Below are 22299 nucleotides of genomic sequence, written 5' to 3' on the forward strand. Positions count from 1 at the left end.
GTCCGAGCAGTCACAGCCGCCCACCGCGGCCCGAGCCTCCACGAGGACGCCATGAGCAGCACGACCGCAACCACCGTCATCACCAACATCGCCGCGCTGGTCACCAACGACCCCTCTCTCGGGGACGGATCCCCGCTCGGTCTGATCCAGGACGCGGCCGTCGTCATCGAGGGCGACCGCGTCGCGTGGACCGGTGAATCAAGAGAAGCACCCGCCACTGACAATCGGGTCGACGCCGGCGGCCGGGCGGTGATCCCGGGCTTCGTGGACTCCCACTCCCACCTCGTCTTCGCGGGCGACCGCACCCAGGAGTTCAACGCCCGCATGTCGGGCCGCGCCTACTCGGCGGGCGGCATCCGCACCACCGTCGCCGCCACCCGCGCCGCCTCCGACGAGGACCTGGAACGCAACCTCACGCACTACCTCCGTGAGGCCCTGCGCCAGGGCACCACCACCTTCGAGACGAAGTCGGGCTACGGCCTCACCGTCGAGGACGAGGCACGGGCGCTGCGCATCGCGGCGGCGCACACCGACGAGGTCACCTACCTCGGCGCGCACATCGTCTCCCCGGACTTCGCCGACGACCCGGCCGCGTACGTGGCCCTGGTGACCGGCGAGATGCTCGACGCCTGTGCCCCGTACGCCCGTTGGATCGACGTCTTCTGCGAGAAGGGCGCCTTCGACGGCGACCAGGCCCGCGCGATCCTCACCGCGGGCAGGGCGAAGGGCCTGCACCCGCGGATCCACGCCAACCAGCTCTCCTACGGTCCCGGCGTCCAGCTCGCGGTCGAACTGGACGCGGCGAGCGCGGACCACTGCACGCACCTCACGGACGCCGACGTGGACGCTCTGGCCGGTGGGAACACCGTCGCGACCCTCCTCCCCGGCGCCGAGTTCTCCACCCGCGCCCAGTGGCCGGACGCCCGCCGGCTGCTCGACGCGGGCGTCACCGTGGCCCTCTCCACCGACTGCAACCCCGGCTCGTCCTTCACCTCGTCCGTGCCGTTCTGCGTCGCGCTGGCGGTACGGGACATGGGGATGACCCCCGACGAGGCCCTCTGGTCGGCCACGGCGGGCGGGGCCCGGGCCCTGCGGCGCACGGACATCGGCGCGCTGACCCCGGGTGCCTACGCCGACCTCGCGTTCCTCGACGCCCCGAGCCACGTCCACCTCGCCTACCGGCCCGGTGTGCCGCTGGTCTCCGAGGTCTGGCGGCGCGGGGCTCCCGTCACCTAGGGGGTGCCGGCCCGCCACCGCTGCTCGTCGCCGCCCCGGTCCCGGGCGAGCCCGAGGCGGTCGCCGTACGGCGTGACCACCCGGTCCGGGGCGATGGCGGGGCGGATCGAGCCGCGCGAGTCCACCGTGAAGCGCAGGTTCCGGCCGTTGGACCCGTGGACGGCCGCACACTCCCAGATGCCGACGCCCCGGTCCGTCGAACCGCGGCTGTCCAGGCAGAAGTCCTCGTCGGCGTACGACTGGAGGACGCCGCGGCCGGTGTCGACGCGCCACATCTGGGTGCGGGACGAGGTGCAGCGCGCCGTCACGACGTCCGTGTTCAGCTCCATGACGCCGTCGCGGATGTCCAGGCAGAGACCCGAACCGGCGTTCACGACCTGGGCGTAGCTCCCGTTCGGCGGATGCGGGTCGGGCGGCTCCGGTGTCTTCGAGGGCGTGGGCGTCTTCGACGGCGTCGACGTGGGCGTCGGGGACCTGCTCGTACGAGTCGGTGACGGCGACGGCGAGGGGGGGACGGACGGCGACGCGGTCACCGAGACCGTCGCGGTCACCGTCACCGGGGGCGGCGCGGCCGGAGTGCGCGCCACGCCGACCACCTGCTCGGGCGCCGATCCGCCCGACGTCAGGTACAGCAGCAGCGGCACCAGCGCGACGCCGAGCGCCGCCGAGGCGAGGACGAGGCGCCGGGAGGGCGGCCAGGACGGGGAGGCCGCGACACCGACGGCCGGAGTCCGGCCCGTGGCGCCCATGACGTACGAGGCGCCGCCCCACACCAGCAGCCCCTCGGCCAGCGCCGTGCGCGGGGTGTCACGCAGGGCGCCCTGCTCCTCGTACGCGGCGGCGCAGTGCGCGCAGTGCGCCATGTGGACGTTCAGGTCCGGGCTGTAGCGCGGGTTCTCGGGGCGGACCGCCTCCTCGATCAGGCGGCGGAAGTCCTGGCAGCGGGGGTTGCCCGAACGGGCGAGGCGGGTCTTCAGGCAGGCCTGGCGCAGGGCCTGGAACGCGGGCTGCCTGCCGTACGCCACGTCCTGCGGCAGGGCTCCGAGGAGAGCGGCGGTCCCGGAGTCGGGTTCCTCGTCCACGAAGGCGTACCAGATGAGGCCCTGGACGCGGCTCGGGAGCGACTGGAACGCGTCGAGCATCGGCGGTACGGGCCCGTCGGGGCCGTCCGACTCGCCGAGCCGGGCGAGCAGACCCGGGTCGAGGCGGCTCGCGCGATGGTCCGGGGGAGCGGCCCAGGAGGCGGCCACCCGGCCTGTCAGAAGCAGCAGTTGGTGCCGCCAGGGCCCCCGAGGGTCGAGGCCGCGCGCCGTGTCGCGGGCGGCGAGCGCGAACGCCTGTGCCGTCAACTGCCGCGCGGCGGATTCGCCGACAGTGCACAGACGGGCGTACGACAGGACCAGAGGCCGGTGGCGCAGGCGCAGTTCGCGCAGTGCCGGATACGCGGTCCGGGTGTCGGCCCGCAGCAGTTCGGTGAGCCGCGCGTCGGATGCCGTGGCGTGGACGCGACCACCGGTGTCGTACTCGTCGTACCCGTCGTACGCGTCTTCTCCGTCGGTCCGGCGGGCCCCAGCCATCCCCGTGCCTCCTCGTACCCCGTGCTGCCCGCGTTCGACGTCCGCCGGCGACCTGGCGTACCGGCGGGCACGGGGGTGCCCATAGTGGTGCAAGGCAACCTGTGAGGAAAGAGGTTTCCGGAGGTAACCACGGTCGCTGCCAAGCTGTGACTACGCCCGGCGCCCCCGGTGTTCGGGGGCGCCGGGCGTAGTAGCGGCTACCGGACGCTTTCGCGGTCGGGGGACCGTCACTCCTCGACGGTCAGTCCCCTGCGCAGTCGCACCAGCGTGCGTGAGAGCAGCCGGGAGACATGCATCTGGGAGATGCCGAGTTCTTCGCCGATCTCGGACTGGGTCATGTTGGCGACGAAGCGCAGCGAGAGGATCTGCCGGTCGCGGGAGGGGAGTTCGGCGATCAGCGGCCGCAGGGACTCCACGTACTCGATGCCTTCGAGGCCGTTGTCCTCGTAGCCGATGCGGTCCGCGAGCGCGCCCTCGGAGTCGTCCTCCTCGGGCTGGGCGTCCAGCGAACTGGCCGTGTAGGCGTTCGAGGCGGCCATGCCTTCGACGACCTCTTCGTTGGAGAGGCCCAGACGCTCCGCCAGCTCTCCCACTGTCGGGGCGCGATCGAGCTTCTGGGCGAGTTCGTCGCCCGCCTTGGCCAGGTCGAGGCGGAGTTCCTGCAGCCTGCGCGGTACGCGCACCGACCACGACGTGTCGCGGAAGAAGCGCTTGATCTCGCCGATGATGGTCGGCATCGCGAAGGTGGGGAACTCGACGCCGCGGCTCATCTCGAAGCGGTCGATCGCCTTGATCAGGCCGACGGTGCCGACCTGGATGATGTCCTCCATCGGTTCGCTGCGCGAGCGGAACCGAGAGGCGGCGAACTTGACGAGCGCGAGGTTGAGTTCGACCAGCGTGTTGCGAACGTACGAGTATTCGCGGGTGCCTTCCTCGAGGGACTCCAGCCGCTCGAAGAGGGTCTTGGACAGGGCCCGTGCGTCCACCGGCCCCACCTGGTCGAAGGGGGGGATCTCCGGGAGTCCCGCGAGTCCGTCAGCTTCCCGGAGGAGCCGCTGGGGTGCCGGAGGGGGAGCCGACGTCGCCGTCTGGGTATGCGATCCGTCGAGCCGGGGTGACATGGTGTCCTCCATCGTTCTCGGCATATGGCCGCCGATGCCAATGCGTGTACTGCGGTGTGTGGCGCCCCCGAAGCCGGTCGTGTTGGATAGGTGCCGCTACTAGCCCTACCCGGTCGGACTCCGTTGTTGCAAGTGTACTTAGTTATGAAATGTCCGTTTCTTGGCGGTTGTTCGGGTGTCAGGGTGTGTAGAGAAGGCGTAGTGTTCGAGTGCTTGTATCTGCACTCACGACGCTCAGGAGAGAGACGGCATGGACCGCGGGACAGTCGGCAGCGCCCAGTCGGGCCGGCTTCTTGTCGAAGTGCGGGAAGAGGGCACCAGTGCCGTCGTAACCCCCGCGGGTGAGCTCGATCACCACACGGCTGATTTGTTGCGTGAGCCGCTCGATGGCTGCCTCGACAAGGGGTATGCGCGTCTGGTCGTCGACTGCTCGCGCCTGGAGTTCTGTGACTCCACCGGACTCAACGTGCTGCTCAGTGCCCGGCTGAAGGCCGAGGCCGCGGGTGGCGGAGTCCACCTCGCGGCGATGCTGCCGGTGGTGGCGCGGGTCTTCGAGATCACCGGGGCGGAGGCCGTTTTCATGGTCCACGACACCCTCGCCGCGGCTCTGGCCGACTAGGGCGCACCGGGTGGACCGTCTCGAAGTGATGCCCTGGTTGTCCCAGTGTGATCAGCGGATTACGCGCGTCACAGGTTTCGGGTCGAATAATTGGGTGTTCAGATGGTTCGGCCGGGCAGGAGAATCCTGAATATGTCGGCCGTCACAGTGGCGGGCGCGCCGTGGACGGGTCGGGCGACCCGTCGCGGCGTACACGCCCTGGATCTATGTTCTGGGTGCTGAGACTTGATTTGTGAACTGGTGAATCGGTGAGGTGAAGCGCTGATGAGCACCACCCGGCCTTACCCGCCGGGAGACCGCGGCCCGGAGTCGGGCGACGGCGGCGCTTCCGCGGTGACCGGCACCGGCGCGTCCCCTGGCGCGACCGTCTCCTCCGCCGGCACCGGCCCGGGCACTGACGGTGCTCCCGGTACCGTTGGCGGCACCGAGCCCACTGTCGGCGGTGCCGGCACAGGTGCGGGCAACGATGTCGGCGCGGGTGCGGGCGGCGACGCCGGCTCCGGAACCGGCCCAGGCCGTCAGGCCCGCACGCTGAGTTTCGACGACCAGAGCGGTGTCGTGCCCCTCGCTCGCGACTTCACCCGCCAGGCGTTGTACGCGTGGGGCTGGCTGCCCGCCGAGAGCGCCGACCGCCGCGCCGCAGCCGAGGACATCCTCCTGGTCGTGTCCGAACTCGTCACCAACGCCTGCCTGCACGCGGAGGGCCCGGAGGAACTCCGGATCTCCTGCGACAAGAAGGTGTTCCGCGTCGAGGTCTCCGACCGCGGCGCCGGTGAGCCCGCCCCGCGCACTCCGCACCGCGTCGGCCGCCCTGGCGGCCACGGCATGTTCATCGTGCAACGACTGTGTCTGGACTGGGGAGTTGTCCGGACTCCGGGGGTCGCGGGCAAGACCGTCTGGGCCGAACTCGGGGCGCCCGCCTAGCCCTGTCCGACACCCGCCCCGGGTGACTCGCGGCTCGAACCCTTATCCGCACCTGTCTCGTACATCCTCATACGTCATCACGCGCGCGCCGGATCTCCTCACATCCGGCGCGCGCTTTGTCTTCCCTCCACAAGTCCCCGGGCGTACCTTGACGGCCGATCTGATGTTCCGTCAGATGTCCTGTCAGGAATGAGGCTTCGAGGTGTCGTACCGGACGTACCAGAAACGAACCGCCGCGCTCGCGTTCGCCGCGGCCCTGGCCGGCTCCGCGGTGCTGACGGCCGCCCCCGCCGCCCACGCCGACGTGGTGGATGTCAACTACCAGTGCAAGACGCCGATCGGCGACAAGAGCGCCGTCTCGCCCATCGACATCAAGAGCGAGAAGAGCGGCAGCGGATACAAACTCACCATGTCCTGGCAGAAGGGCGTCTCCTCCAGCCCGGTGGAGCTGGGCAAGGGGGCGATGAGCCCGAGCGCCGTGATCAAGGTGGGCGGCGCGGACAGCGGCACGGTGAACGTGAGCGGCCCGGCCAACTCGGCCGCGATCCCCGCCAACACCCCCATCAAGATCAGTGACTTGAGCGGCACGTACACCCCGACGAAGTCGGGCGAGGTCACCCTCACGGCGGGCGTGCTGACCATCAAGGCGCTGGGCACGACGACCACCTGCACCCCGTCGAACAATCCCAAGCCCTCGCTCACCCTCGACGTCACGGCGGCGGGCGGCGGCAGCGGCGGCAACACCGGTGGCGGCGGATCGAGTTCGGGTGAGCCGCAGAGCGGTCCGGACTCCGGTGCCGAACTTCCGCAGACCGGCCCCGAGGACTCGGCGATCGCCCTCGGCACGCTCGGCGGCACGGTGCTGCTCGCGGGCGCGGCGGGCGTGCTGTGGCTGACCCGCAGGCACCAGGCGGCCCGCCGCTGACGGGCACGGCCCCCGGGCCCACTGCTCGCAGACGCACCGCCTGCGGTTCCACCGCCCGCAGACCCACCGCCTGCGGTTCCACCGCCCGCAGACCCACCGTTCGTAAACGCACCGCCCGCAGTCCCATCGCTCACCCGACCACCGCTTCGCACCGAGGCGCCGCACGTCGCGGCGTCTGAACGGGAGCCGCTGATGCCCTACGCCGTCACCCGTGTACTGGGCCTGACCGCGCTGCTGCTGGGTGCGGCCCCGGTGGCCGTGGCCGCCGACGGCTGGTCCGTCGTGCCGTCCGCGAACGGGCCGGAGGGGCGGCCGTACGTGTACGCGGAGGGGGCGTCCGGCACGGTCCTCCAGGACTCGGTGTCCGTGCTGAACCCGGGCGCCGGGCCGGTCACCGTCCGGCTGCGCGGCGCGGACGCGGACAACACGGCGGGCGGCGGGTTCACGCTCCGGGAGAAGACCTCGGACACCGGCGCGTGGATCAACTTCGCGGGCCGGGCGGACGGAAAGCGGATCCCGGTGGGTTCGGTGTCCGTCCGGGTCCCCGCGCACACCCGCGCCGACGTCCCCTTCACCCTGAGCGTGCCGGCCGGGGCGGCGCCCGGCGACCATCCCGGCGCGATCGTCGCGAGCGGCGGCGGACGGACCTCGGCGGTCCGGGTCCAACTCCGGGTGGCCGGACCGGCGTTGTCGGCGCTCACCGTCGAACACGTCACCGTGCGCGCCGGCCGGATCTCCTACGAGCTGGTCAACCGCGGCACCACCGTCCTCACCCCGGAACTCGCCGTGCACGCCGACGGCGCCTTCGGCGAGGTCCTCGACCGCGCCCGGCGCACCCTGCCCGTCGAACTCCTCCCGGGCCGCCGAGTCACGCTCAGCGAACCGTGGCGCGGCACCCCGGTACTGGACTCGGTCGACGTGCGGCTGACCGTGACGGCGGCGGGCGGCGCGCGCGACACCGGGTCCGCGTCGGTGACGTTCGTGCCGTGGGGCGCGGCGGCGGCGGCGGCCGGGGGCGCGCTCGCGGTGATCGCCGCGCTGCTCGTCGTACGGCGTCGCAGGGGCTCCGCGACGGACGGTGAACGCCGTGACAGGGGTCGTCTCCCGGCCGGTGGACGGCGCCCGGGGCCGGATGGCGAGGCGCGTGAACAGCCCCGTACGGAAGACGAGTTGACGGGAGCGGTGTCGTGAGCGTGGTGGACTTCGTGGGCGGCAGGGTGCGGATGACGGCGCTGGCGGCGGTGCTGGCGCTCCTCGTGCTGCCCGTCGCGGGGAGCCCCGCGGCCGGCGCGGACAAACCCTCCGTCAAGCTGTCCAGGTCCCAGGCGGGGACCGGCGGTTCGATCACCGTCACCGGCACCGGATGGCGGCCGAAGGCCCTGCTGATGATGCTGATCTGCGGCCAGTCGGTGCCGTCCCGGGGCGTGGCCGGCGGCACCAACTCCTGTGCCAACGCGGACGGCCGGGCCGTCACCACCGACGCGAAGGGCCGCTTCAGCAAGGCGCTGCCGGTCGCCGAGCCGCCCGAGCCGTGCCCGTGCGTGGTGCATGTCGCCACGGTCACGGGGGAGAAGGCGCAGGCGGACGCCATCTTCATGGTCGCCGGGCACTCGGTCGAGCCGCTGCCCGAGGAGGAGAGCGGCGCGCGGCTCTCCGTGCTCACGGACACTCGGCTGGACGGATCGAGCGGACTGCTCACCTCGTTCGGCGCCCCGCCCGCCCGCACCCTGGTCTTCACGGTCGGCAACGTCGGCACCGCGGCCGTCAAGGACCCCGTCTTCCAAGTGGGCACCGCACACGGCGTGTTCGCCCCGCAGTGGGAGGAACAGCAGTGGCGCGGCAGCATCGCGCCGGGCAAGCGGGCGCGGATCGAACTCCCCGTCGAACTCGCGGCCGGGGCGCACGGCGACTACACGGTCTCGCTGAAGTACGGCGGAAAGATGCTCGCCGAGCACCCGTGGGGCGTGGGCCGCCCGTGGGGCGTGACGCTGTTCTGGATCCTGCTCGGCGTGGTCGTACCGGCCGCGGTGTTCCGCGTCGGCATGGCCGGGGTGGACCGGCTGCGCCCGCGCAGGACGGCCGGCCGCGGCGCCCGCCACCGGGGCCTGCGCTTCCCCGAACTCGCCCTGCGCATGCCGAGGTCGAGCGGCCCCCCGGCACCGCGATCCCCTACGACTCCGACCCCGCCCCCGTCCCGAGATCCGGCCCGGACCCTTCCGTGGTTCACGCCGGACAGCGATCCGGGGATCCCGGCGGCCGGTCAGCTCTCCGCACCGCACGAGAACAGTCCGACGACTCCCACGAGGAAGGGCAACACGTGAGTACGCAACGGAGAGTGGTACCGCCGGCGGGACGGAGAGCCGGCGCGGCCGGGGTCGCGCTGATGCTCGGCGGCGCGGGCATCCTGCTCGGGGTGGCCGCGGTCCCGGCCCAGGCCGCCGAGGTGTCGTACCTGACCGAGTGCATCCCGCCCGCGATCTCCGGTCTGCCGCCGGTCGAGGGCACGACCAGGGCGGACATCACCGCGCCCGCCGAGGCGAAGGTGGGCGACGAGGTCACCATCACCTGGAAGTTCGTCCAGGCCGCGTCCAAGAACCCGGACATCCTCGACCTGGAGAAGGACACGGTCATGCCGACCGGCACGCTGAAGGCGGGCGGCGCGCAGACGGCCGACATCGCCATGGAGGGGCCGCGGCAGAACCCGGCGATCCCCAAGAACAGCGACATGAAGCTGTCCGACATGACGGGCAGGCTGAAACTGACGACGGCGGGCGAGGTGACGCTGACGCCGGACGCGTACAACATCAATGTCAGCAAGCCCATCTCGACCGACACGAAGTGCGCGCCGAAGGAGCCGGTGACGTCGGCGGCGACCATCAAGGTGACGGAGGGCGGCGGGACTTCGGGCGGCACGACGGGCGGCGAGCCGACGGCGACCCAGACGCCGCCCACGGGTTCCCCGACGCCGAGCGAGAGCGAGACCGGGGGCGACACCGGCGGTGACACCGGAGGCAGCGACGCCGGCGGTTCCACCGGGGGCGGCGGCCAGAGCGACTTCACCGGCAAGGAGGTCTCCATCCCCTACGAGTGCAAGACGCCCATCGGCGACAAGAGCGCGGTTTCCCCCGTCCAGATCAACGCCAAGAAGAGCGGCGGGAGTTACGACCTCACGGTCCAGTTCAAGGGGTCCGTGATGGACAGTCCGGCCGACATCCCAGCGGACTCGGTGAAGCCCTCGATGGAGGTCACCCTGGGCGGCTCCGACACGGGCAGCGTCCATGTCGAAGGCCCTACCAACTCCGAGCCGATCAAGACGGGCGATCCGATGGAGATCTCCGACCTCACGGGCACCTACAAGCCCGGTGCGACCGGTGAGTCGACCCTGTCGCCCGGCGTGCTGACGGTGGAGGCACTCGGTACGACGACCACCTGTACCCCGTCGAAGACGGAGGTCTCGCTGACCCTGGACACCACGGAACAGGCGGGCGGCGCGTCCGGAGGCGGCTCCTCCACCACGACCACCGGCTCCGGCGGTACGTCGTCCGGCAGCGGCGGTCTCGCGGAGACGGGCGCCGAGGGACACAGCGCCCTCAAGGCCCTCGGACTGGTCGCGGGCACGGTGATCCTGCTGGGCGGGGCCGTGTTCACGTTCATGCCGGGGCGGCGGCTGCGCTGAGGCCCCGGCCCTCACGCGGTCGTCCGCGCGAACGCCGAGGGGCCGCCGCACCGGTGGTGCGGCGGCCCCTCGTACGACGGACTCGGCGGGTGTACGTCAGCGGACGTCGCCCATGAGTTCCTTGACCTTGTTGCGGTACATCCACACCGCGGCACCGGCGACCACGGCGAGCGTGGCCTCCAGGGCGACGATGCCCATCTTGTTCAGGTCGACCCCGGCGATGGAGAGCAGGCCGGTCGTGGCGTCACCGGCGGTGACGGCCAGGAACCAGACGCCCATCATCTGGGAGGCGTACTTCGCGGGCGCCATCTTCGTCGTGACGGAGAGGCCGACCGGGGAGAGCATCAGCTCACCGACGGTCTGCACGAAGTAGATCGCGACCAGCCACATCGCGGCGGCCTTGTGACCGCCCTCGGCGATGGACAGCGGAGCCAGGAAGAGGAAGAAGGACGCGCCGACCAGCGTGAGGCCGGACGCGAACTTCACGATGGTGCTCGGCTCCTTGCCGCGCTTGTTCAGCGCCAGCCAGAACCAGGCGAAGACCGGCGCGAGCGCCATGATCAGCACGGGGTTCACGGACTGGTACCAGGAGACCGGGAACTCCCAGCCGAAGACGGTGTTCTCGGCCGAGCCGTCGGCGAAGATCGACAGGGTCGAGCCGCCCTGGTCGTAGATCATCCAGAACACGGCGGCGGCGACGAAGAACCAGATGTAGCCGGACATCTTCGACTGCTCGGCGCGGTCCAGGTCCTTGTCGCGCTTGATCCGCACCAGCACCATGACCGGGATGATCACGCCGAGGAGGGTCAGCGGGACCAGGATCCAGTTCAGCGTGTAGTGACCGGTGGTGCCCACGACGGCGTAGAAGACGACGGCGATGGCCGCCCAGATCGCGGCCTTGCGCAGCGTCGAGGACTTCTCCGCGTCGGACAGCGGCGTCGGGACCACCGAGGAGCGGTCGGCGAGGTTGCGGCTGCCGATCAGGAACTGGCCCAGGCCGATCGCCATGCCGAGCGCCGCGAGCGCGAAGCCCAGGTGCCAGTTGACGTTCTCACCGATGGTGCCGATGATCAGCGGCGCGGCGAACGCGCCCAGGTTGATGCCCATGTAGAAGACCGTGAAGCCACCGTCGCGGCGCGGGTCGTCCGGGCCGTCGTAGAGGTGGCCGACCATCGTGGAGATGTTGGCCTTCAGCAGACCCGAGCCGATCGCCACCAGGCCGAGGCCCGCGTAGAAGGTGCCCGACGACGGCAGCGCCAGCGTCAGGTGGCCGAGCATGATGACTCCGCCGGCGACGGCGACGGTCTTGCGGGGACCCCAGACCCGGTCGCCGAACCAGCCGCCGGGCAGGGCGAGCAGGTACACCATCGACACGTAGACGGAGTAGATCGCGGTCGCGGTGGCCGCGCTCAGGTGCAGGCCACCCGGTGCGACCAGGTACAGCGGGAGGAGAGCCCGCATGCCGTAGTAGGAGAAACGCTCCCACATCTCGGTCATGAAGAGAGTGGCCAGTCCGCGGGGGTGGCCGAAGAAGGTGCGCTCGAAACCGGGGGTGCCCGGGTTTGCGGAGCCCTTCGTCAGGCTGGACGCCATGGTCGTTCCTTGCTGGTCGGGACGCGCGGGAAGTGGGGTCGCGCGCCCGGTGGGGGAGGCCGGCACCGGCGGGTTCCGGCCTCCCGTCCCCACGCCCACGGGGAGTCCGCTCCGGATTGCGAAGCGAGGGAGGCCGGCCACCGGGATCCACGCCCTTCACGCTTCGGTGCGCTCGGGCCCGGCCACAGGTCATTCCTTTCGAGGCTGGCGAATACCAGCCCGCACACAAAAGAGACCTTCAGCGTCAAATGCCCGCCAAAGGTCCCCACGGTGCTACAGGCGTCCGGTCACCATACGACATGTCAATGCGGCATATGGAAGGACTTGAGAGATGGATCACAGGCAGTAATGGAACCACAGGCGCCTATTCGAAGGTGTCCATCAAGATCACCTCCCACAGTGGAAGGTCGGCCTCTTCGCGGCCGTAGGTAAGAACCACGGATGCCGATCACCCCGCGAGTGTCGTCCGCGGCGGACTACCATCACCCCATGACCCGTGTACTGCTCGCCGAGGACGACGCGTCCATCTCGGAACCCCTGGCCCGCGCCCTGCGCCGGGAGGGCTATGAGGTCGAGGTGCGCGAGGACGGACCCACCGCGCTCGACGCCGGCATCCAGGGCGGCATCGACCTGTGCGTCCTGGACCTGGGCCTGCCCGGTATGGACGGCCTGGAAGTGGCCCGCCGGCTGCGCGCCGAGGGCCACACCGTCCCGATCCTCATCCTGACCGCGCGCGCCGACGAGGTGGACACCGTCGTCGGCCTCGACGCGGGCGCCGACGACTACGTCACCAAGCCGTTCCGGCTCGCCGAACTGCTCGCCCGCGTCCGGGCCCTGCTGCGGCGCGGCGCGGCCGAGCCCCAGCAGCCGCCGGCCACGCACGGGGTGCGCATCGACGTCGAGTCGCACCGCGCGTGGATGGGCGACGAGGAACTCCAGCTCACCGCCAAGGAGTTCGACCTCCTGCGGGTGCTGGTCCGGGACGCCGGCCGGGTCGTCACCCGCGACCAGCTCATGCGCGAGGTCTGGGACACCACCTGGTGGTCCTCGACCAAGACCCTCGACATGCACATCTCCTGGCTCCGCAAGAAGCTCGGCGACGACGCGGCGAACCCTCGCTACATCGCGACGGTACGAGGTGTCGGGTTCCGCTTCGAGAAGAGCTGAGCAACCCGCCCGGAGGGCACCGTGCGCCGCCGTCTCATCCAGTCCACCCTCGCCGTGGTGCTCGTCGTGATCGCCGTGTTCGGCGTCTCCCTCGTGATCGTCGAGACACGGACGATCAGCAGCAGCGCCCAGGAGCGGGTGGACTCCGAGGCGCTGCGGCTGGCCAGCATCGTGGACAGCCGGATCATCGGGCACGAGGACATCACCTCGGAGATCCTGAAGAACCAGGTCACCGACGAGCGGTACGCCGTGATCCGGATCCCGGGCCGGGCGCCGATCGAGATCGGGACCAAGCCCAGCGGTGACGTCATCCACTACACGGCGGACGGCGAGGAGGGCGAGACGGTCACCGTCCAGGAGCCGCGCTCGTCCGTGACGAAGGAGGTCGGCCGTACGCTGCTGATCATCGCGGCGGTCGCCCTGCTCGCCATCATCGCCGCCGTCCTGCTCGCCGTACGGCAGGCCAACCGCCTCGCCTCCCCCCTCACCGACCTCGCGGAGACCGCGGAACGGCTCGGTTCCGGCGACCCCCGCCCGCGCCACAAGCGGTACGGCGTCCCGGAGCTGGACCGCGTCGCGGACGTCCTGGACGGCAGCGCGGAGCGCATCGCCCGGATGCTCACGGCGGAGCGCCGGCTGGCCGCGGACGCCTCCCACCAGCTGCGTACACCGCTGACGGCCCTCTCCATGCGCCTGGAGGAGATCACCCTCACCGACGACCCGGAGACGGTGAAGGAGGAGGCGACGATCGCGCTGACGCAGGTCGAGCGGCTCACGGACGTCGTGGAGCGGCTGCTCACCAACGCCCGCGACCCGCGCACCGGCTCCGCCGTCTCCTTCGACCTGGACGAGGTCATCAAGCAGCAGCTGGAGGAGTGGCGCCCGGCCTACAACAGCGCGGGCCGCGCCATCGTCAGCTCGGGCAAACGCCACCTGCGGGCCGTCGGAACGCCGGGCGCGGTCGCCCAGGTCCTCGCCGCGCTCATCGAGAACTCGCTCATGCACGGCGGCGGCACCGTAGCCCTGCGTACCCGGGTCACCGGCAACCAGTCCGTCGTCGAGGTCACCGACGAGGGCCCGGGCGTCCCCACCGACCTCGGCGCCCGCATCTTCGAGCGCGCGATCAGCGGCCGCAACTCCACGGGTATCGGTCTCGCGGTCGCCCGTGACCTCGCGGAGGCCGACGGAGGCCGTCTGGAGATGCTTCAGGCGCAGCCGCCGGTGTTCGGCCTGTTCCTGTCACGTACGCCCCTGAAGAAGCCGCTGACGGGCGAGGAGCTGGAGCCGACGGTCAGGTAGCGGTCCGGGTGGCGGCGCGGCTCAGCCGACGCGCTGCGCGGGCCTGGGGCGCGACTCGGGCCCGGGCCCGTCACCCTGACCGGCTGGTCCGGCCGTTCCGGCCTGTCCGGCTTCAAGGAACGATTCGGCACTGGCCACCGCCTCGCGCGCGGGCAGCGTGCGGAACACCCAGGTGCGGTACGACCAGAAGCGGAAGAGGGTCGCGACGCCGATGCCGATGAACTTGAAGACGTTGCTCTGCAGCGGGCTGTCCCAGCCGAAGCCGTACGTCGCGAGGTAGAGCACGCCGTTCTCGATCACCAGTCCCACCGCGCTGAACAGCAGGAACAGGGTCAGTTCCTTGGTGCGCCCGCCCTTGTCGCGGTCACGGTAGGTGAAGTAGCGGAACCCGACGTAGTTGAAGACGATGGCGACGACCGTGGCGATCACACTGGCCCGGACGACCGGGAGACCGGTGCCGTGCCGCACCAGGTTGAACGTGATCAGGTTGACCAGCAGGCCCACCCCGCCGACCGCGCCGAACTTGACGACCTCACGGAAGAGCCGGTCGAACCGGCGGCGGAACGCACCGCGAGGCTGCTCGGTGGAGGGACCCGAAGAACCACTGCCCATGGTGTCGCCAGCCCCTGTCGGTTGCCGTCAGTCGGATATATCAACTCAGCCATGCTAACCAGCGGTCCCCGGCATCGTCCGTGTGTACAGACTCACAGGTAAGAAAATGACCGTGGCCGAGGGCGCCGTCGACGCGCGGATACCGGTCCACAGGTGCGGAAACCGGCCACCCTGGCGCGGCCGATACTCTTGGAGGGTGACGTTCCCGGTAGTCGGCATGGTCGGCGGAGGTCAGCTCGCTCGTATGACACACGAGGCGGGCATCCCGCTCGGCATCAGATTCAAGCTCCTCAGTGACACCCCTCAGGATTCCGCGGCGCAGGTGGTGAGCGATGTCGTCATCGGCGACTACCGCGACCTCGACACGCTGCGTGAGTTCGCGCGGGGCTGCGATGTGATCACCTTCGATCACGAACACGTACCCACCGAGCATCTGCGTGCCCTGGAGGCGGACGGCATTCCCGTCCGTCCCGGGCCGGACGCCCTCGTGCACGCCCAGGACAAGGGCGTGATGCGGGCGAAGCTCGACGAACTCGGCGTGCCGTGCCCGCGGCACCGGATCGTGAGCGACGTCGACGACGTCGCCGCGTTCGCGGCCGAGGGGGACGGCTTCCCGGTCATCCTCAAGACGGTCCGCGGCGGCTACGACGGCAAGGGGGTCTGGTTCGTGCGCTCCCTCGCGGACGCGGCCGAACCCTTCCGCGCCGGTGTCCCGGTCCTCGCCGAGGAGAAGGTCGACTTCGTGCGCGAGCTCGCGGCGAACGTCGTCCGCTCCCCGCACGGCCAGGCCGTCGCCTACCCCGTCGTCGAGTCCCAGCAGGTCGACGGCGTCTGCGACACGGTGATCGCCCCGGCCCCCGGCATCGCCGAGGAGCTGGCCCTCCGGGCGGGCGAGCTGGCCCTGCGCATCGCCAAGGAACTCGGCGTCGTCGGCCACCTCGCCGTGGAGCTCTTCGAGACGGCCGACGGCCGCATCCTGGTCAACGAACTGGCCATGCGCCCGCACAACTCGGGCCACTGGACCCAGGACGGCGCGATCACCTCCCAGTTCGCCAACCACGTACGCGCGGTCCTGGACCTGCCGCTGGGCGATCCGCGCCCGCGCGCGAAGTGGACGGTCATGGCCAACGTCCTGGGCGGCGACTACCCCGACATGTACTCCGCGTACCTGCACTGCATGGCCCGCGACCCCCGGCTGAAGATCCACATGTACGGCAAGGACGTGAAGCCCGGCCGCAAGGTCGGCCACGTCAACACCTACGGCGACGACCTGGACGACGTACTGGAGCGCGCCCGGCACGCAGCCGGATACCTGAGAGGCACGATCACCGAATGACCCGTCCTGTTGAACCCGGCGCCCCCGGCTCGTCCGGCGCTCCCGTCGTAGGCATCGTCATGGGGTCCGACTCGGACTGGTCCGTGATGGAGGCCGCGGCGCTGGCCCTCGACGAGTTCGAGATCCCGTACGAGGTGGACGTCCTCTCCGCACACCGCATGCCGCGCGAGATGATCGCGTACGGCGAGCAGGCCGCCGAGCGCGGGCTCAAGTCGATCATCGCTGGCGCGGGCGGCGCCGCCCACCTGCCCGGCATGCTCGCGTCCGTGACGCCGCTGCCGGTCATCGGCGTCCCGGTCCCGCTGAAGTACCTCGACGGCATGGACAGCCTGCTCTCGATCGTGCAGATGCCCGCCGGTGTCCCGGTCGCCACCGTCTCGGTGGCCGGCGCGCGCAACGCGGGCCTGCTGGCCGCCCGGATGCTCGCCGCGCACGACGCCGAACTCCTCGCCCGGATGCGGGAGTTCCAGCAGGAGCTGAACGACCAGGCCACCGAGAAGGGCAAACGGCTGCGCACCAAGGTCGAGGGCGCCGGCAGCGGCTTCGGCTTCGGGAAGTGACGGCGATGAACTCCCTTCCGCTGGACGAAGCCCGTGCGCTCCTCGCCGAGTTCCCCGTGGTCGACGGCCACAACGACCTGCCCTGGGCGCTGCGCGAACAGGTCCGCTACGACCTCGACGCCCGCGACATCGCCACCGACCAGAGCGCCCACCTGCACACGGACCTGGCGCGGCTGCGCGCGGGCGGGGTCGGCGCCCAGTTCTGGTCGGTGTACGTCCGCTCGGACCTGCCGGGGGCGCTCACCGCGACCCTCGAACAGATCGACTGCGTACGACAGTTGATCGACCGTCACCCGGCCGACCTGCGGGCCGCGCTGACCGCCGCGGACATGGAGACGGCGCGGGCCGAGAACCGTATCGCCTCGCTCATGGGCGCCGAGGGCGGCCACTCGATCGACAACTCCCTCGCCGCGCTGCGGGGGTTGTACGCGCTCGGCGTGCGCTACATGACCCTCACCCACAACGACAACATCGCCTGGGCGGACTCGGCGACGGACCGCCCCTCCGTCGGCGGCCTGTCGGCCTTCGGCCGCGAGGTGGTGCGCGAGATGAACCGAGAGGGCATGCTCGTGGACCTCTCCCACGTGGCCGCGACGACCATGCGCGACGCGCTCGACACGACCGCCGCGCCGGTGATCTTCTCGCACTCCTCCTCCCGCGCGGTCTGCGACCACCCGCGCAACATCCCGGACGACGTGCTGGAGCGGCTGCCCGCCAACGGGGGAGTGGCGATGGTGACGTTCGTGCCGAAGTTCGTCCTCCAGACGGCGGTGGACTGGACGGCCGCGGCCGACGAGAACCTGCGCGCCAACGGCTTCCACCACCTCGACACGACCCCCGAGGGCATGAAGGTGCACCGCGCCTTCGAGGAGTCCAACCCGCGCCCCGTCGCCACGGTCTCGACGGTCGCGGACCACCTGGACCACATGCGCGAGATCGCCGGCGTCGACCACCTGGGCATCGGCGGCGACTACGACGGCACGGCGTTCACCCCGGACGGCCTGGACGACGTGTCGAGCTACCCGAACCTCGTCGCCGAGCTGGCCGGCCGCGGCTGGTCCCGCGCGGACCTGGCCAAGCTGACCTGGCAGAACGCGGTACGGGTACTGGGCGCGGCCGAGGACGTGGCCCGCGACCTCCAGGCCCGGCGGGGCCCCTCGAACGCGACGCTGGACCAGCTCGACGGCTGAGTGCCGCAGAAGGCCCGGGAGGCTTGCCGGTGGCAGGGCGTACCCCCAAACGCCCCACCCACCAGGAAGCCCCCCGGCCTCCGTGGAACGGTGGTGTCACTGCGAACACCGTCCAGCCTCCGGAGCCACGTCATGGCAGACCTGCGGGATGAACTGCACACGACCGCCGCTGAGGTGGGTGAGCTGGACCGGCCGAGCGCCTGGCCGGAGTCCGAGCCGCTGCCGCTCGACACCCCCGAGACCGTCCCGGACGCCGGCCTCGCCCCGGAGACGGGGGCCGGACCGGAGTCCGTGACCGCCCCGGCCGGCGACGCCGACCCGCTGGAGCGGGCCCACGCCTTCCTCGCAGGCAACCCGGTCGCCGACGGCTACAGCGGCCTGCCCTGGGCGCTGCGCCACCTGCCCTGGTTCGACCTGGAGCTGGGTGAGAGCGCCGTGGACACGGACGTGCCGAGGATGCGGGAAGGGCATGTGGGCGCGCTGTTCTGGTCGCTGCACCTGCCCGAGGGGCTCGCCGGGGACCGGGCCGTCGGCGCGACCCTGGAGCAGCTGGACCTGGTGCAGACCGTGGTCCGCGCCCACCCGGAGGGCCTGCGGATGGCGCACAGCGCGGCGGAGATCACCGACGCCCAGCACTGCGGTCGGGTCGCCGTGGTCCTCGGCCCCGCCGGAGCGGGCGCGGTCGGCGACTCGCTCGGCATCCTGCGCAACCTGCACGCGCTCGGCCTGCGCGTTCTCACCCTCTCCGGGACGACCTGGGCGAGCGGGACCGGCCTGACCCGGTTCGGCGAGGAGGTGCTCCGCGAGATGAACCGGCTCGGCGTGCTCGCCGACCTCTCCGGCACCTCGGACGCCACCATCAGCCGCGCCCTCGCCGCCTCCAAGGCCCCGGTCCTGTTCACCCGCTCCGCGGCCCGCGCGCTACGCCCCCACCCGGCCAACCTGCCCGACGACGTCCTCGTCGAGCTGGGCACCGCCAAGGGCCTGTGCCTCGTCCCGCTCACCGCCGAGCAGACGGGTCCCTCCGTACGGGACGTCGCCGACCACCTCGACCACGTCCGCGCCCTCGCGGGCCCGGAGTGCGTCGGCCTCTCCGGCACGTACGACTCCGGGGCCGCCCACCCGCAGGACCTCGCCGACGCGTCCTGCTACCCGAACCTGATCGCCGAACTCCTCACCCGCGGCTGGACCGGCACCGACCTCGCCCTGCTCACCTGGGGCAACGTCCAACGCGTCCTGCGCAGCGCCGACTTCACCGCCCGCGCGGCCCAGCAGCGCCGCAAGCCGTCCTCGGCGAAGATCGCGGAGCTGGACGGCTAGGGGGTGTCGTTCGGATCGGCCCGCGGGCGGCTCCGCTACGCGGGCTCGATCCGGCAGAGGCAGAACGGATGCCCCGCCGGATCCGCGTACACCCGGAAGTCCCTCTTGCCGTCCTCGTCGTCCAGGTCCAGCGGGCGGGCGCCGAGGGCCAGCACCTTCTCCTGGGCGGCGTCGATCGCCTCCCAGGTGCTTCCGGCGTCGAAGTCGAGATGGAACTGCTGCGAGTTGTGGTCGGCCCGCGGCCACTGCGGCGGGACGAACCCTTCGGCCCGTTGGAACGCGAGCCGGGTGCCGTCCGGGACGGGCAGGACCACCCAGTCGTCGTCCTCGGCCTGGGGCGTGCCGCCCACCACGTGCGCGTAGAACCGGGCGAGCGCGCGGGGGTCGGGACAGTCGAGTACGACGGAACGCATACGTGCCACAGGTGCCATGACGTCCTCCGGTTGGGTGAGTAACGGGCTTCGACGGCCCTGGGCGGCTTCCAGCGGTCCTCGGCGGGTGCCGAGGACGTCAGCCGGCGCAGAGGCAGAACGGGTGTCCCGCGGGATCGGCGTAGACCCGCCAGCCGCGCGACCGGTCCTCCGCGTCGAGTACCCGTGCCCCGAGCGCCAGCACGCTCTTCTCGGCCGCGTCCAGGTCGTCCACGGTCAGGTCCAGATGGAACTGCTGCGAGTCGTCGCCCGCGGGCCACTTCGGCGGTACGTGTCCGGGGGCGGCCTGGAACGCCAGCGGCGAACCGCCCGGCAGCTCCAGGTCGACCCAGTCCCCCTCGCCCCGCACCGTGCCGCCGAGCACCTCGGCGTAGAACCCGGCGAGCGCGCGGGGGTCGGGACAGTCCAGGACGACGACACCGAGTTTCGCGAGAGCCATGACTTCCTCCCAGGGGAGTCGGGTTACCCGTAGACCTCATCAAGAGGTAACGGTTACTCCATGCTCCCGCATTGGAGGTAACGTCGCAAGCATGAGTGGAAGAGTGCCGGCACCGGGGGGCCTCGCCCTGGTGGAGGCCCTGGTGAACACGGTGGACCTGGAGTCGGGCGCCGACGCGCTGGACACGGCGGAGGGGCGCGCCCGCCTCGGTGTCGCGGAACGGGAGCTGGCAGTGGCGCGCGAGCTGCGGGAGTCGCTGCGCGTCGTGTGTCTGGCCCACGCCGGCCACCCGCCGCACCGTGAGGTGACGCCGCTCCAGGAACTGCTCACGGCGGCCCCGCTCCTGGTCACCGTCTCCGCGGAGGACGGCTCGGCGACGCTGAGCCCCGCACACCCGGCCCCGCTCGCCTCCCGCGTGGCGGCGGCGATCGCGGAGGCACTCGTCGAGGGCACCTGGCCGCGCCTGAAGGCCTGCGAGGCCCCGACCTGCCACTGGGCCTACTACGACCGCTCCCCGGCGGGCCGCGGCCGCTGGTGCTCGATGTCGGTCTGCGGCGCACGCGCGAAGATGCGCCGCTACCGCGCGAAGTAGCCGCCGGGTGCCCGCGCGAGGCGGTCCCCCGGAACGCCCGCGGAGCCCGACAGGTAACGGGCGGGGCGTTCCCAGGGCTCGGCCCGCGCCGTGCGAGGCGCCCCCGCGCCGACGAGGCGCCCTCCGCGCCGTGCAACGCGCCCCCGCGAAGTGCGCGATCCAGCCACACCCGTCACCAAGACGGTGGAGAATGCGTGACGACGCCGATCCGGCCGACTGAGCCTCGGCCGGATCGGCGTCGCTCGACGGGTTCAGGCGGTGGGACGGCCCATCGCGCGGTAGGTCCAGCCGGCGCGGCGCCACACCCGCGGGTCCAGCGCGTTGCGTCCGTCCAGGACCAGCCGCGTCGCGACCGCCTCGCCGAGCACCGCGGGGTCCAGCTCGCGGAACTCGCGCCACTCGGTCAGGTGCAGTACGACGTCGGCGCCGCGTACGGCCGCTATGGCGGAGTCGGCGTACGCCAGCGTCGGGAAGAGCCGGCGCGCGTTCTCCATGCCCTTCGGGTCGTAGACGGTGACCTGGCCGCCCTGGAGATGGATCTGCCCGGCGACGTTCAGCGCGGGCGAGTCCCGTACGTCGTCCGAGTCGGGCTTGAACGTGGCGCCGAGCACCGCGACCCGCTTGCCCAGGAACGATCCGCCGCCGAGCGCCTGCCGGGCCAGCTCCACCATCTGCCCGCGCTGGCGCATGTTGATGGAGTCGATCTCGCGCAGGAAGGTCAGCGCCTGGTCCGCGCCCAGTTCACCGGCGCGTGCCATGAAGGCCCGGATGTCCTTCGGCAGGCACCCGCCGCCGAACCCGATCCCGGCCCGCAGGAACTTCTTGCCGATCCGGTCGTCGTACCCGATGGCTTCGGCCAGCTTGGCCACGTCGCCGTCGGCGGCCTCGCACACCTCGGCCATGGCGTTGATGAACGAGATCTTGGTCGCGAGGAAGGAGTTCGCGGAGGTCTTCACCAGCTCGGCGGTCGGGAAGTCGGTCACCACGAACGGCGAACCCTCGCTGACCGGCGTCGCGTACACCTCGCGCAGCAGCTTCTCGGCCCCGTCGCTGCGCACCCCGACGACGATCCGGTCGGGACGCAGCGTGTCGCCGACGGCGAAGCCCTCCCGCAGGAACTCCGGGTTCCAGGCGAGCTCGGCGTCCGCACCGGCGGGCGCGAGCTCGGCGAGCCGGGCCGCCAGCCGGTCCGCGGAGCCGACGGGCACCGTGGACTTCCCGACGACCAGCGCCGGGCCGTGCAGATGCGGGGCGAGCGACTCGAAGGCGGCATCGACGTACGACATGTCGCACGCGTACTCGCCGTGCTTCTGCGGCGTGTTCACGCAGACGAAGTGGACGTCCCCGAAGGCCCCCACCTCGGCCCAGTCCATGGTGAAGCGCAGCCGCCCGCTGGACCCCTCGATCCCGGCGACGTGCTTGCGCAGCAGCTCCTCGAGTCCCGGCTCGTACATCGGGACCTCGCCCCGCCTGAGCATCTCGATCTTCTCCGGGACGACATCGAGTCCGAGGACCTCGAAGCCCAGCTCGGCCATGGCCGCGGCGTGTGTGGCGCCGAGATATCCGGTGCCGATCACGGTGATCTTGAGGGCCATGGGGTGCTCCTGGGGTGAACCGGGTGGGATGCGGGCCCGAGCATAACCGGGGCATGCGACGGCCCCTCAACGGGCAACTTTCCCTCT

Annotated in this window: 21 protein-coding genes; 14 read left to right on the plus strand and 7 right to left on the minus strand. The window is 71.5% G+C overall.

What is annotated here, in order from left to right:
- Positions 1 to 51: 51 nt before the first annotated feature.
- Positions 52 to 1236 (plus strand): imidazolonepropionase, encoded by a 1185-nt coding sequence (gene hutI, locus ACIBLC_RS34970; RefSeq protein ID WP_399215418.1) that lies wholly within the window; start codon positions 52 to 54, stop codon positions 1234 to 1236.
- Here hutI and ACIBLC_RS34975 read toward each other — a convergent pair.
- Together ACIBLC_RS34975 and ACIBLC_RS34980 are read right to left on the minus strand one after the other, a co-directional pair.
- Positions 1233 to 2813 carry a ricin-type beta-trefoil lectin domain protein gene (locus ACIBLC_RS34975; RefSeq protein WP_399215419.1) on the minus strand — a complete coding sequence of 527 codons (1581 nt, stop codon included), beginning with the start codon at positions 2811 to 2813 and terminating at the stop codon, positions 1233 to 1235. The two genes, hutI and ACIBLC_RS34975, sit on opposite strands and share 4 nt — an antisense overlap.
- 227 nt (positions 2814 to 3040) lie before the next feature.
- On the minus strand, positions 3041 to 3934 hold the full coding sequence (locus tag ACIBLC_RS34980) for an RNA polymerase sigma factor SigF (RefSeq protein ID WP_399215471.1): 894 nt from the start codon (positions 3932 to 3934) through the stop codon (positions 3041 to 3043).
- 250 nt (positions 3935 to 4184) lie between these two features.
- Here ACIBLC_RS34980 and ACIBLC_RS34985 point away from each other — a divergent pair, with 250 nt between their 5' ends.
- The 6 genes from ACIBLC_RS34985 to ACIBLC_RS35010 all read left to right on the plus strand — a co-directional run bounded on the left by ACIBLC_RS34985 (position 4185) and on the right by ACIBLC_RS35010 (position 10078).
- Positions 4185 to 4553: an STAS domain-containing protein gene (locus ACIBLC_RS34985; protein ID WP_399215420.1), complete on the plus strand. Its 369-nt coding sequence runs from the start codon at positions 4185 to 4187 to the stop codon at positions 4551 to 4553.
- A gap of 264 nt (positions 4554 to 4817) precedes the next feature.
- Positions 4818 to 5477, plus strand: coding sequence for an ATP-binding protein (locus ACIBLC_RS34990; RefSeq protein ID WP_399215421.1), 660 nt, complete (start codon positions 4818 to 4820; stop codon positions 5475 to 5477).
- 202 nt (positions 5478 to 5679) lie between these two features.
- Positions 5680 to 6402 carry an LPXTG cell wall anchor domain-containing protein gene (locus ACIBLC_RS34995; RefSeq protein ID WP_399215422.1) on the plus strand — a complete coding sequence of 241 codons (723 nt, stop codon included), beginning with the start codon at positions 5680 to 5682 and terminating at the stop codon, positions 6400 to 6402.
- Positions 6403 to 6594: 192 nt separating this feature from the next.
- The gene (locus ACIBLC_RS35000; RefSeq protein ID WP_399215423.1) at positions 6595 to 7593 is read left to right on the plus strand and encodes a hypothetical protein; all 999 of its coding nucleotides are present in this window, start codon (positions 6595 to 6597) and stop codon (positions 7591 to 7593) included.
- A 32-nt stretch (positions 7594 to 7625) separates the two neighbouring features.
- On the plus strand, positions 7626 to 8723 hold the full coding sequence (locus ACIBLC_RS35005; RefSeq protein ID WP_399215472.1) for a hypothetical protein: 1098 nt from the start codon (positions 7626 to 7628) through the stop codon (positions 8721 to 8723).
- Positions 8724 to 8785: 62 nt separating this feature from the next.
- Positions 8786 to 10078: a hypothetical protein gene (locus tag ACIBLC_RS35010; RefSeq protein WP_399215473.1), complete on the plus strand. Its 1293-nt coding sequence runs from the start codon at positions 8786 to 8788 to the stop codon at positions 10076 to 10078.
- Between the two features lie 96 nt (positions 10079 to 10174).
- Here ACIBLC_RS35010 and ACIBLC_RS35015 read toward each other — a convergent pair whose 3' ends face one another.
- The gene (locus ACIBLC_RS35015; RefSeq protein WP_399215424.1) at positions 10175 to 11671 is read right to left on the minus strand and encodes an oligopeptide:H+ symporter; all 1497 of its coding nucleotides are present in this window, start codon (positions 11669 to 11671) and stop codon (positions 10175 to 10177) included.
- Between the two features lie 489 nt (positions 11672 to 12160).
- On the opposite strand from ACIBLC_RS35015, the gene ACIBLC_RS35020 reads away from it, so the two are divergent.
- Together ACIBLC_RS35020 and ACIBLC_RS35025 are read left to right on the plus strand one after the other, a co-directional pair.
- Positions 12161 to 12838 carry a response regulator transcription factor gene (locus ACIBLC_RS35020; protein WP_037748267.1) on the plus strand — a complete coding sequence of 226 codons (678 nt, stop codon included), beginning with the start codon at positions 12161 to 12163 and terminating at the stop codon, positions 12836 to 12838.
- A gap of 21 nt (positions 12839 to 12859) precedes the next feature.
- Positions 12860 to 14137, plus strand: a complete 1278-nt coding sequence (locus tag ACIBLC_RS35025) for an ATP-binding protein (protein ID WP_399215425.1) — start codon at positions 12860 to 12862, stop codon at positions 14135 to 14137.
- Positions 14138 to 14158: 21 nt separating this feature from the next.
- Here the strand turns inward: ACIBLC_RS35025 and ACIBLC_RS35030 are convergent, their stop codons facing one another.
- Positions 14159 to 14749, minus strand: a complete 591-nt coding sequence (locus tag ACIBLC_RS35030; RefSeq protein ID WP_399215426.1) for a GtrA family protein — start codon at positions 14747 to 14749, stop codon at positions 14159 to 14161.
- Positions 14750 to 14945: 196 nt separating this feature from the next.
- Between ACIBLC_RS35030 and ACIBLC_RS35035 the strand changes: the two genes are divergently transcribed.
- The 4 genes from ACIBLC_RS35035 (at position 14946) to ACIBLC_RS35050 (ending at position 19155) form a co-directional block, all read left to right on the plus strand.
- The gene (locus ACIBLC_RS35035) at positions 14946 to 16085 is read left to right on the plus strand and encodes a 5-(carboxyamino)imidazole ribonucleotide synthase (protein ID WP_399215427.1); all 1140 of its coding nucleotides are present in this window, start codon (positions 14946 to 14948) and stop codon (positions 16083 to 16085) included.
- Positions 16082 to 16645: a 5-(carboxyamino)imidazole ribonucleotide mutase gene (gene purE / locus ACIBLC_RS35040; RefSeq protein ID WP_399215428.1), complete on the plus strand. Its 564-nt coding sequence runs from the start codon at positions 16082 to 16084 to the stop codon at positions 16643 to 16645. Before ACIBLC_RS35035 ends, purE begins: the two co-directional genes overlap by 4 nt.
- 5 nt (positions 16646 to 16650) lie before the next feature.
- Positions 16651 to 17835, plus strand: a complete 1185-nt coding sequence (locus ACIBLC_RS35045; protein ID WP_399215429.1) for a dipeptidase — start codon at positions 16651 to 16653, stop codon at positions 17833 to 17835.
- Positions 17836 to 17967: 132 nt separating this feature from the next.
- Positions 17968 to 19155 carry a dipeptidase gene (locus tag ACIBLC_RS35050; RefSeq protein WP_399215430.1) on the plus strand — a complete coding sequence of 396 codons (1188 nt, stop codon included), beginning with the start codon at positions 17968 to 17970 and terminating at the stop codon, positions 19153 to 19155.
- Between the two features lie 35 nt (positions 19156 to 19190).
- Here ACIBLC_RS35050 and ACIBLC_RS35055 read toward each other — a convergent pair whose 3' ends face one another.
- Together ACIBLC_RS35055 and ACIBLC_RS35060 are read right to left on the minus strand one after the other, a co-directional pair.
- The gene (locus ACIBLC_RS35055) at positions 19191 to 19586 is read right to left on the minus strand and encodes a VOC family protein (protein ID WP_399215431.1); all 396 of its coding nucleotides are present in this window, start codon (positions 19584 to 19586) and stop codon (positions 19191 to 19193) included.
- 79 nt (positions 19587 to 19665) lie between these two features.
- A complete protein-coding gene (locus ACIBLC_RS35060) occupies positions 19666 to 20025 on the minus strand; it encodes a VOC family protein (protein WP_399215432.1) in 360 nt (119 codons plus the stop codon).
- A gap of 91 nt (positions 20026 to 20116) precedes the next feature.
- On the opposite strand from ACIBLC_RS35060, the gene ACIBLC_RS35065 reads away from it, so the two are divergent.
- Positions 20117 to 20617, plus strand: coding sequence for a CGNR zinc finger domain-containing protein (locus ACIBLC_RS35065; protein WP_399215433.1), 501 nt, complete (start codon positions 20117 to 20119; stop codon positions 20615 to 20617).
- 251 nt (positions 20618 to 20868) lie between these two features.
- Here ACIBLC_RS35065 and ACIBLC_RS35070 read toward each other — a convergent pair whose 3' ends face one another.
- Positions 20869 to 22212: a UDP-glucose dehydrogenase family protein gene (locus ACIBLC_RS35070; protein WP_399215434.1), complete on the minus strand. Its 1344-nt coding sequence runs from the start codon at positions 22210 to 22212 to the stop codon at positions 20869 to 20871.
- Between the last annotated feature and the right edge of the window lie 87 nt (positions 22213 to 22299).

Origin of the sequence: Streptomyces sp. NPDC050535 (assembly GCF_044457665.1) — a bacterium.
Taxonomy (GTDB): Bacteria; Actinomycetota; Actinomycetes; order Streptomycetales; family Streptomycetaceae; genus Streptomyces.

Coding starts and splice junctions, on each gene's coding strand:
- hutI (WP_399215418.1), top strand. CDS start 52: ATGAGCAGCACGACCGCAACCACCGTCATCACCAACATCGCCGCGCTG.
- ACIBLC_RS34975 (WP_399215419.1), bottom strand. CDS start 2,813: ATGGCTGGGGCCCGCCGGACCGACGGAGAAGACGCGTACGACGGGTAC.
- ACIBLC_RS34980 (WP_399215471.1), bottom strand. CDS start 3,934: ATGTCACCCCGGCTCGACGGATCGCATACCCAGACGGCGACGTCGGCT.
- ACIBLC_RS34985 (WP_399215420.1), top strand. CDS start 4,185: ATGGACCGCGGGACAGTCGGCAGCGCCCAGTCGGGCCGGCTTCTTGTC.
- ACIBLC_RS34990 (WP_399215421.1), top strand. CDS start 4,818: ATGAGCACCACCCGGCCTTACCCGCCGGGAGACCGCGGCCCGGAGTCG.
- ACIBLC_RS35000 (WP_399215423.1), top strand. CDS start 6,595: ATGCCCTACGCCGTCACCCGTGTACTGGGCCTGACCGCGCTGCTGCTG.
- ACIBLC_RS35005 (WP_399215472.1), top strand. CDS start 7,626: ATGACGGCGCTGGCGGCGGTGCTGGCGCTCCTCGTGCTGCCCGTCGCG.
- ACIBLC_RS35010 (WP_399215473.1), top strand. CDS start 8,786: ATGCTCGGCGGCGCGGGCATCCTGCTCGGGGTGGCCGCGGTCCCGGCC.
- ACIBLC_RS35015 (WP_399215424.1), bottom strand. CDS start 11,671: ATGGCGTCCAGCCTGACGAAGGGCTCCGCAAACCCGGGCACCCCCGGT.
- ACIBLC_RS35020 (WP_037748267.1), top strand. CDS start 12,161: ATGACCCGTGTACTGCTCGCCGAGGACGACGCGTCCATCTCGGAACCC.
- ACIBLC_RS35030 (WP_399215426.1), bottom strand. CDS start 14,749: ATGGGCAGTGGTTCTTCGGGTCCCTCCACCGAGCAGCCTCGCGGTGCG.
- purE (WP_399215428.1), top strand. CDS start 16,082: ATGACCCGTCCTGTTGAACCCGGCGCCCCCGGCTCGTCCGGCGCTCCC.
- ACIBLC_RS35045 (WP_399215429.1), top strand. CDS start 16,651: ATGAACTCCCTTCCGCTGGACGAAGCCCGTGCGCTCCTCGCCGAGTTC.
- ACIBLC_RS35050 (WP_399215430.1), top strand. CDS start 17,968: ATGGCAGACCTGCGGGATGAACTGCACACGACCGCCGCTGAGGTGGGT.
- ACIBLC_RS35055 (WP_399215431.1), bottom strand. CDS start 19,586: ATGGCACCTGTGGCACGTATGCGTTCCGTCGTACTCGACTGTCCCGAC.
- ACIBLC_RS35060 (WP_399215432.1), bottom strand. CDS start 20,025: ATGGCTCTCGCGAAACTCGGTGTCGTCGTCCTGGACTGTCCCGACCCC.
- ACIBLC_RS35065 (WP_399215433.1), top strand. CDS start 20,117: ATGAGTGGAAGAGTGCCGGCACCGGGGGGCCTCGCCCTGGTGGAGGCC.
- ACIBLC_RS35070 (WP_399215434.1), bottom strand. CDS start 22,212: ATGGCCCTCAAGATCACCGTGATCGGCACCGGATATCTCGGCGCCACA.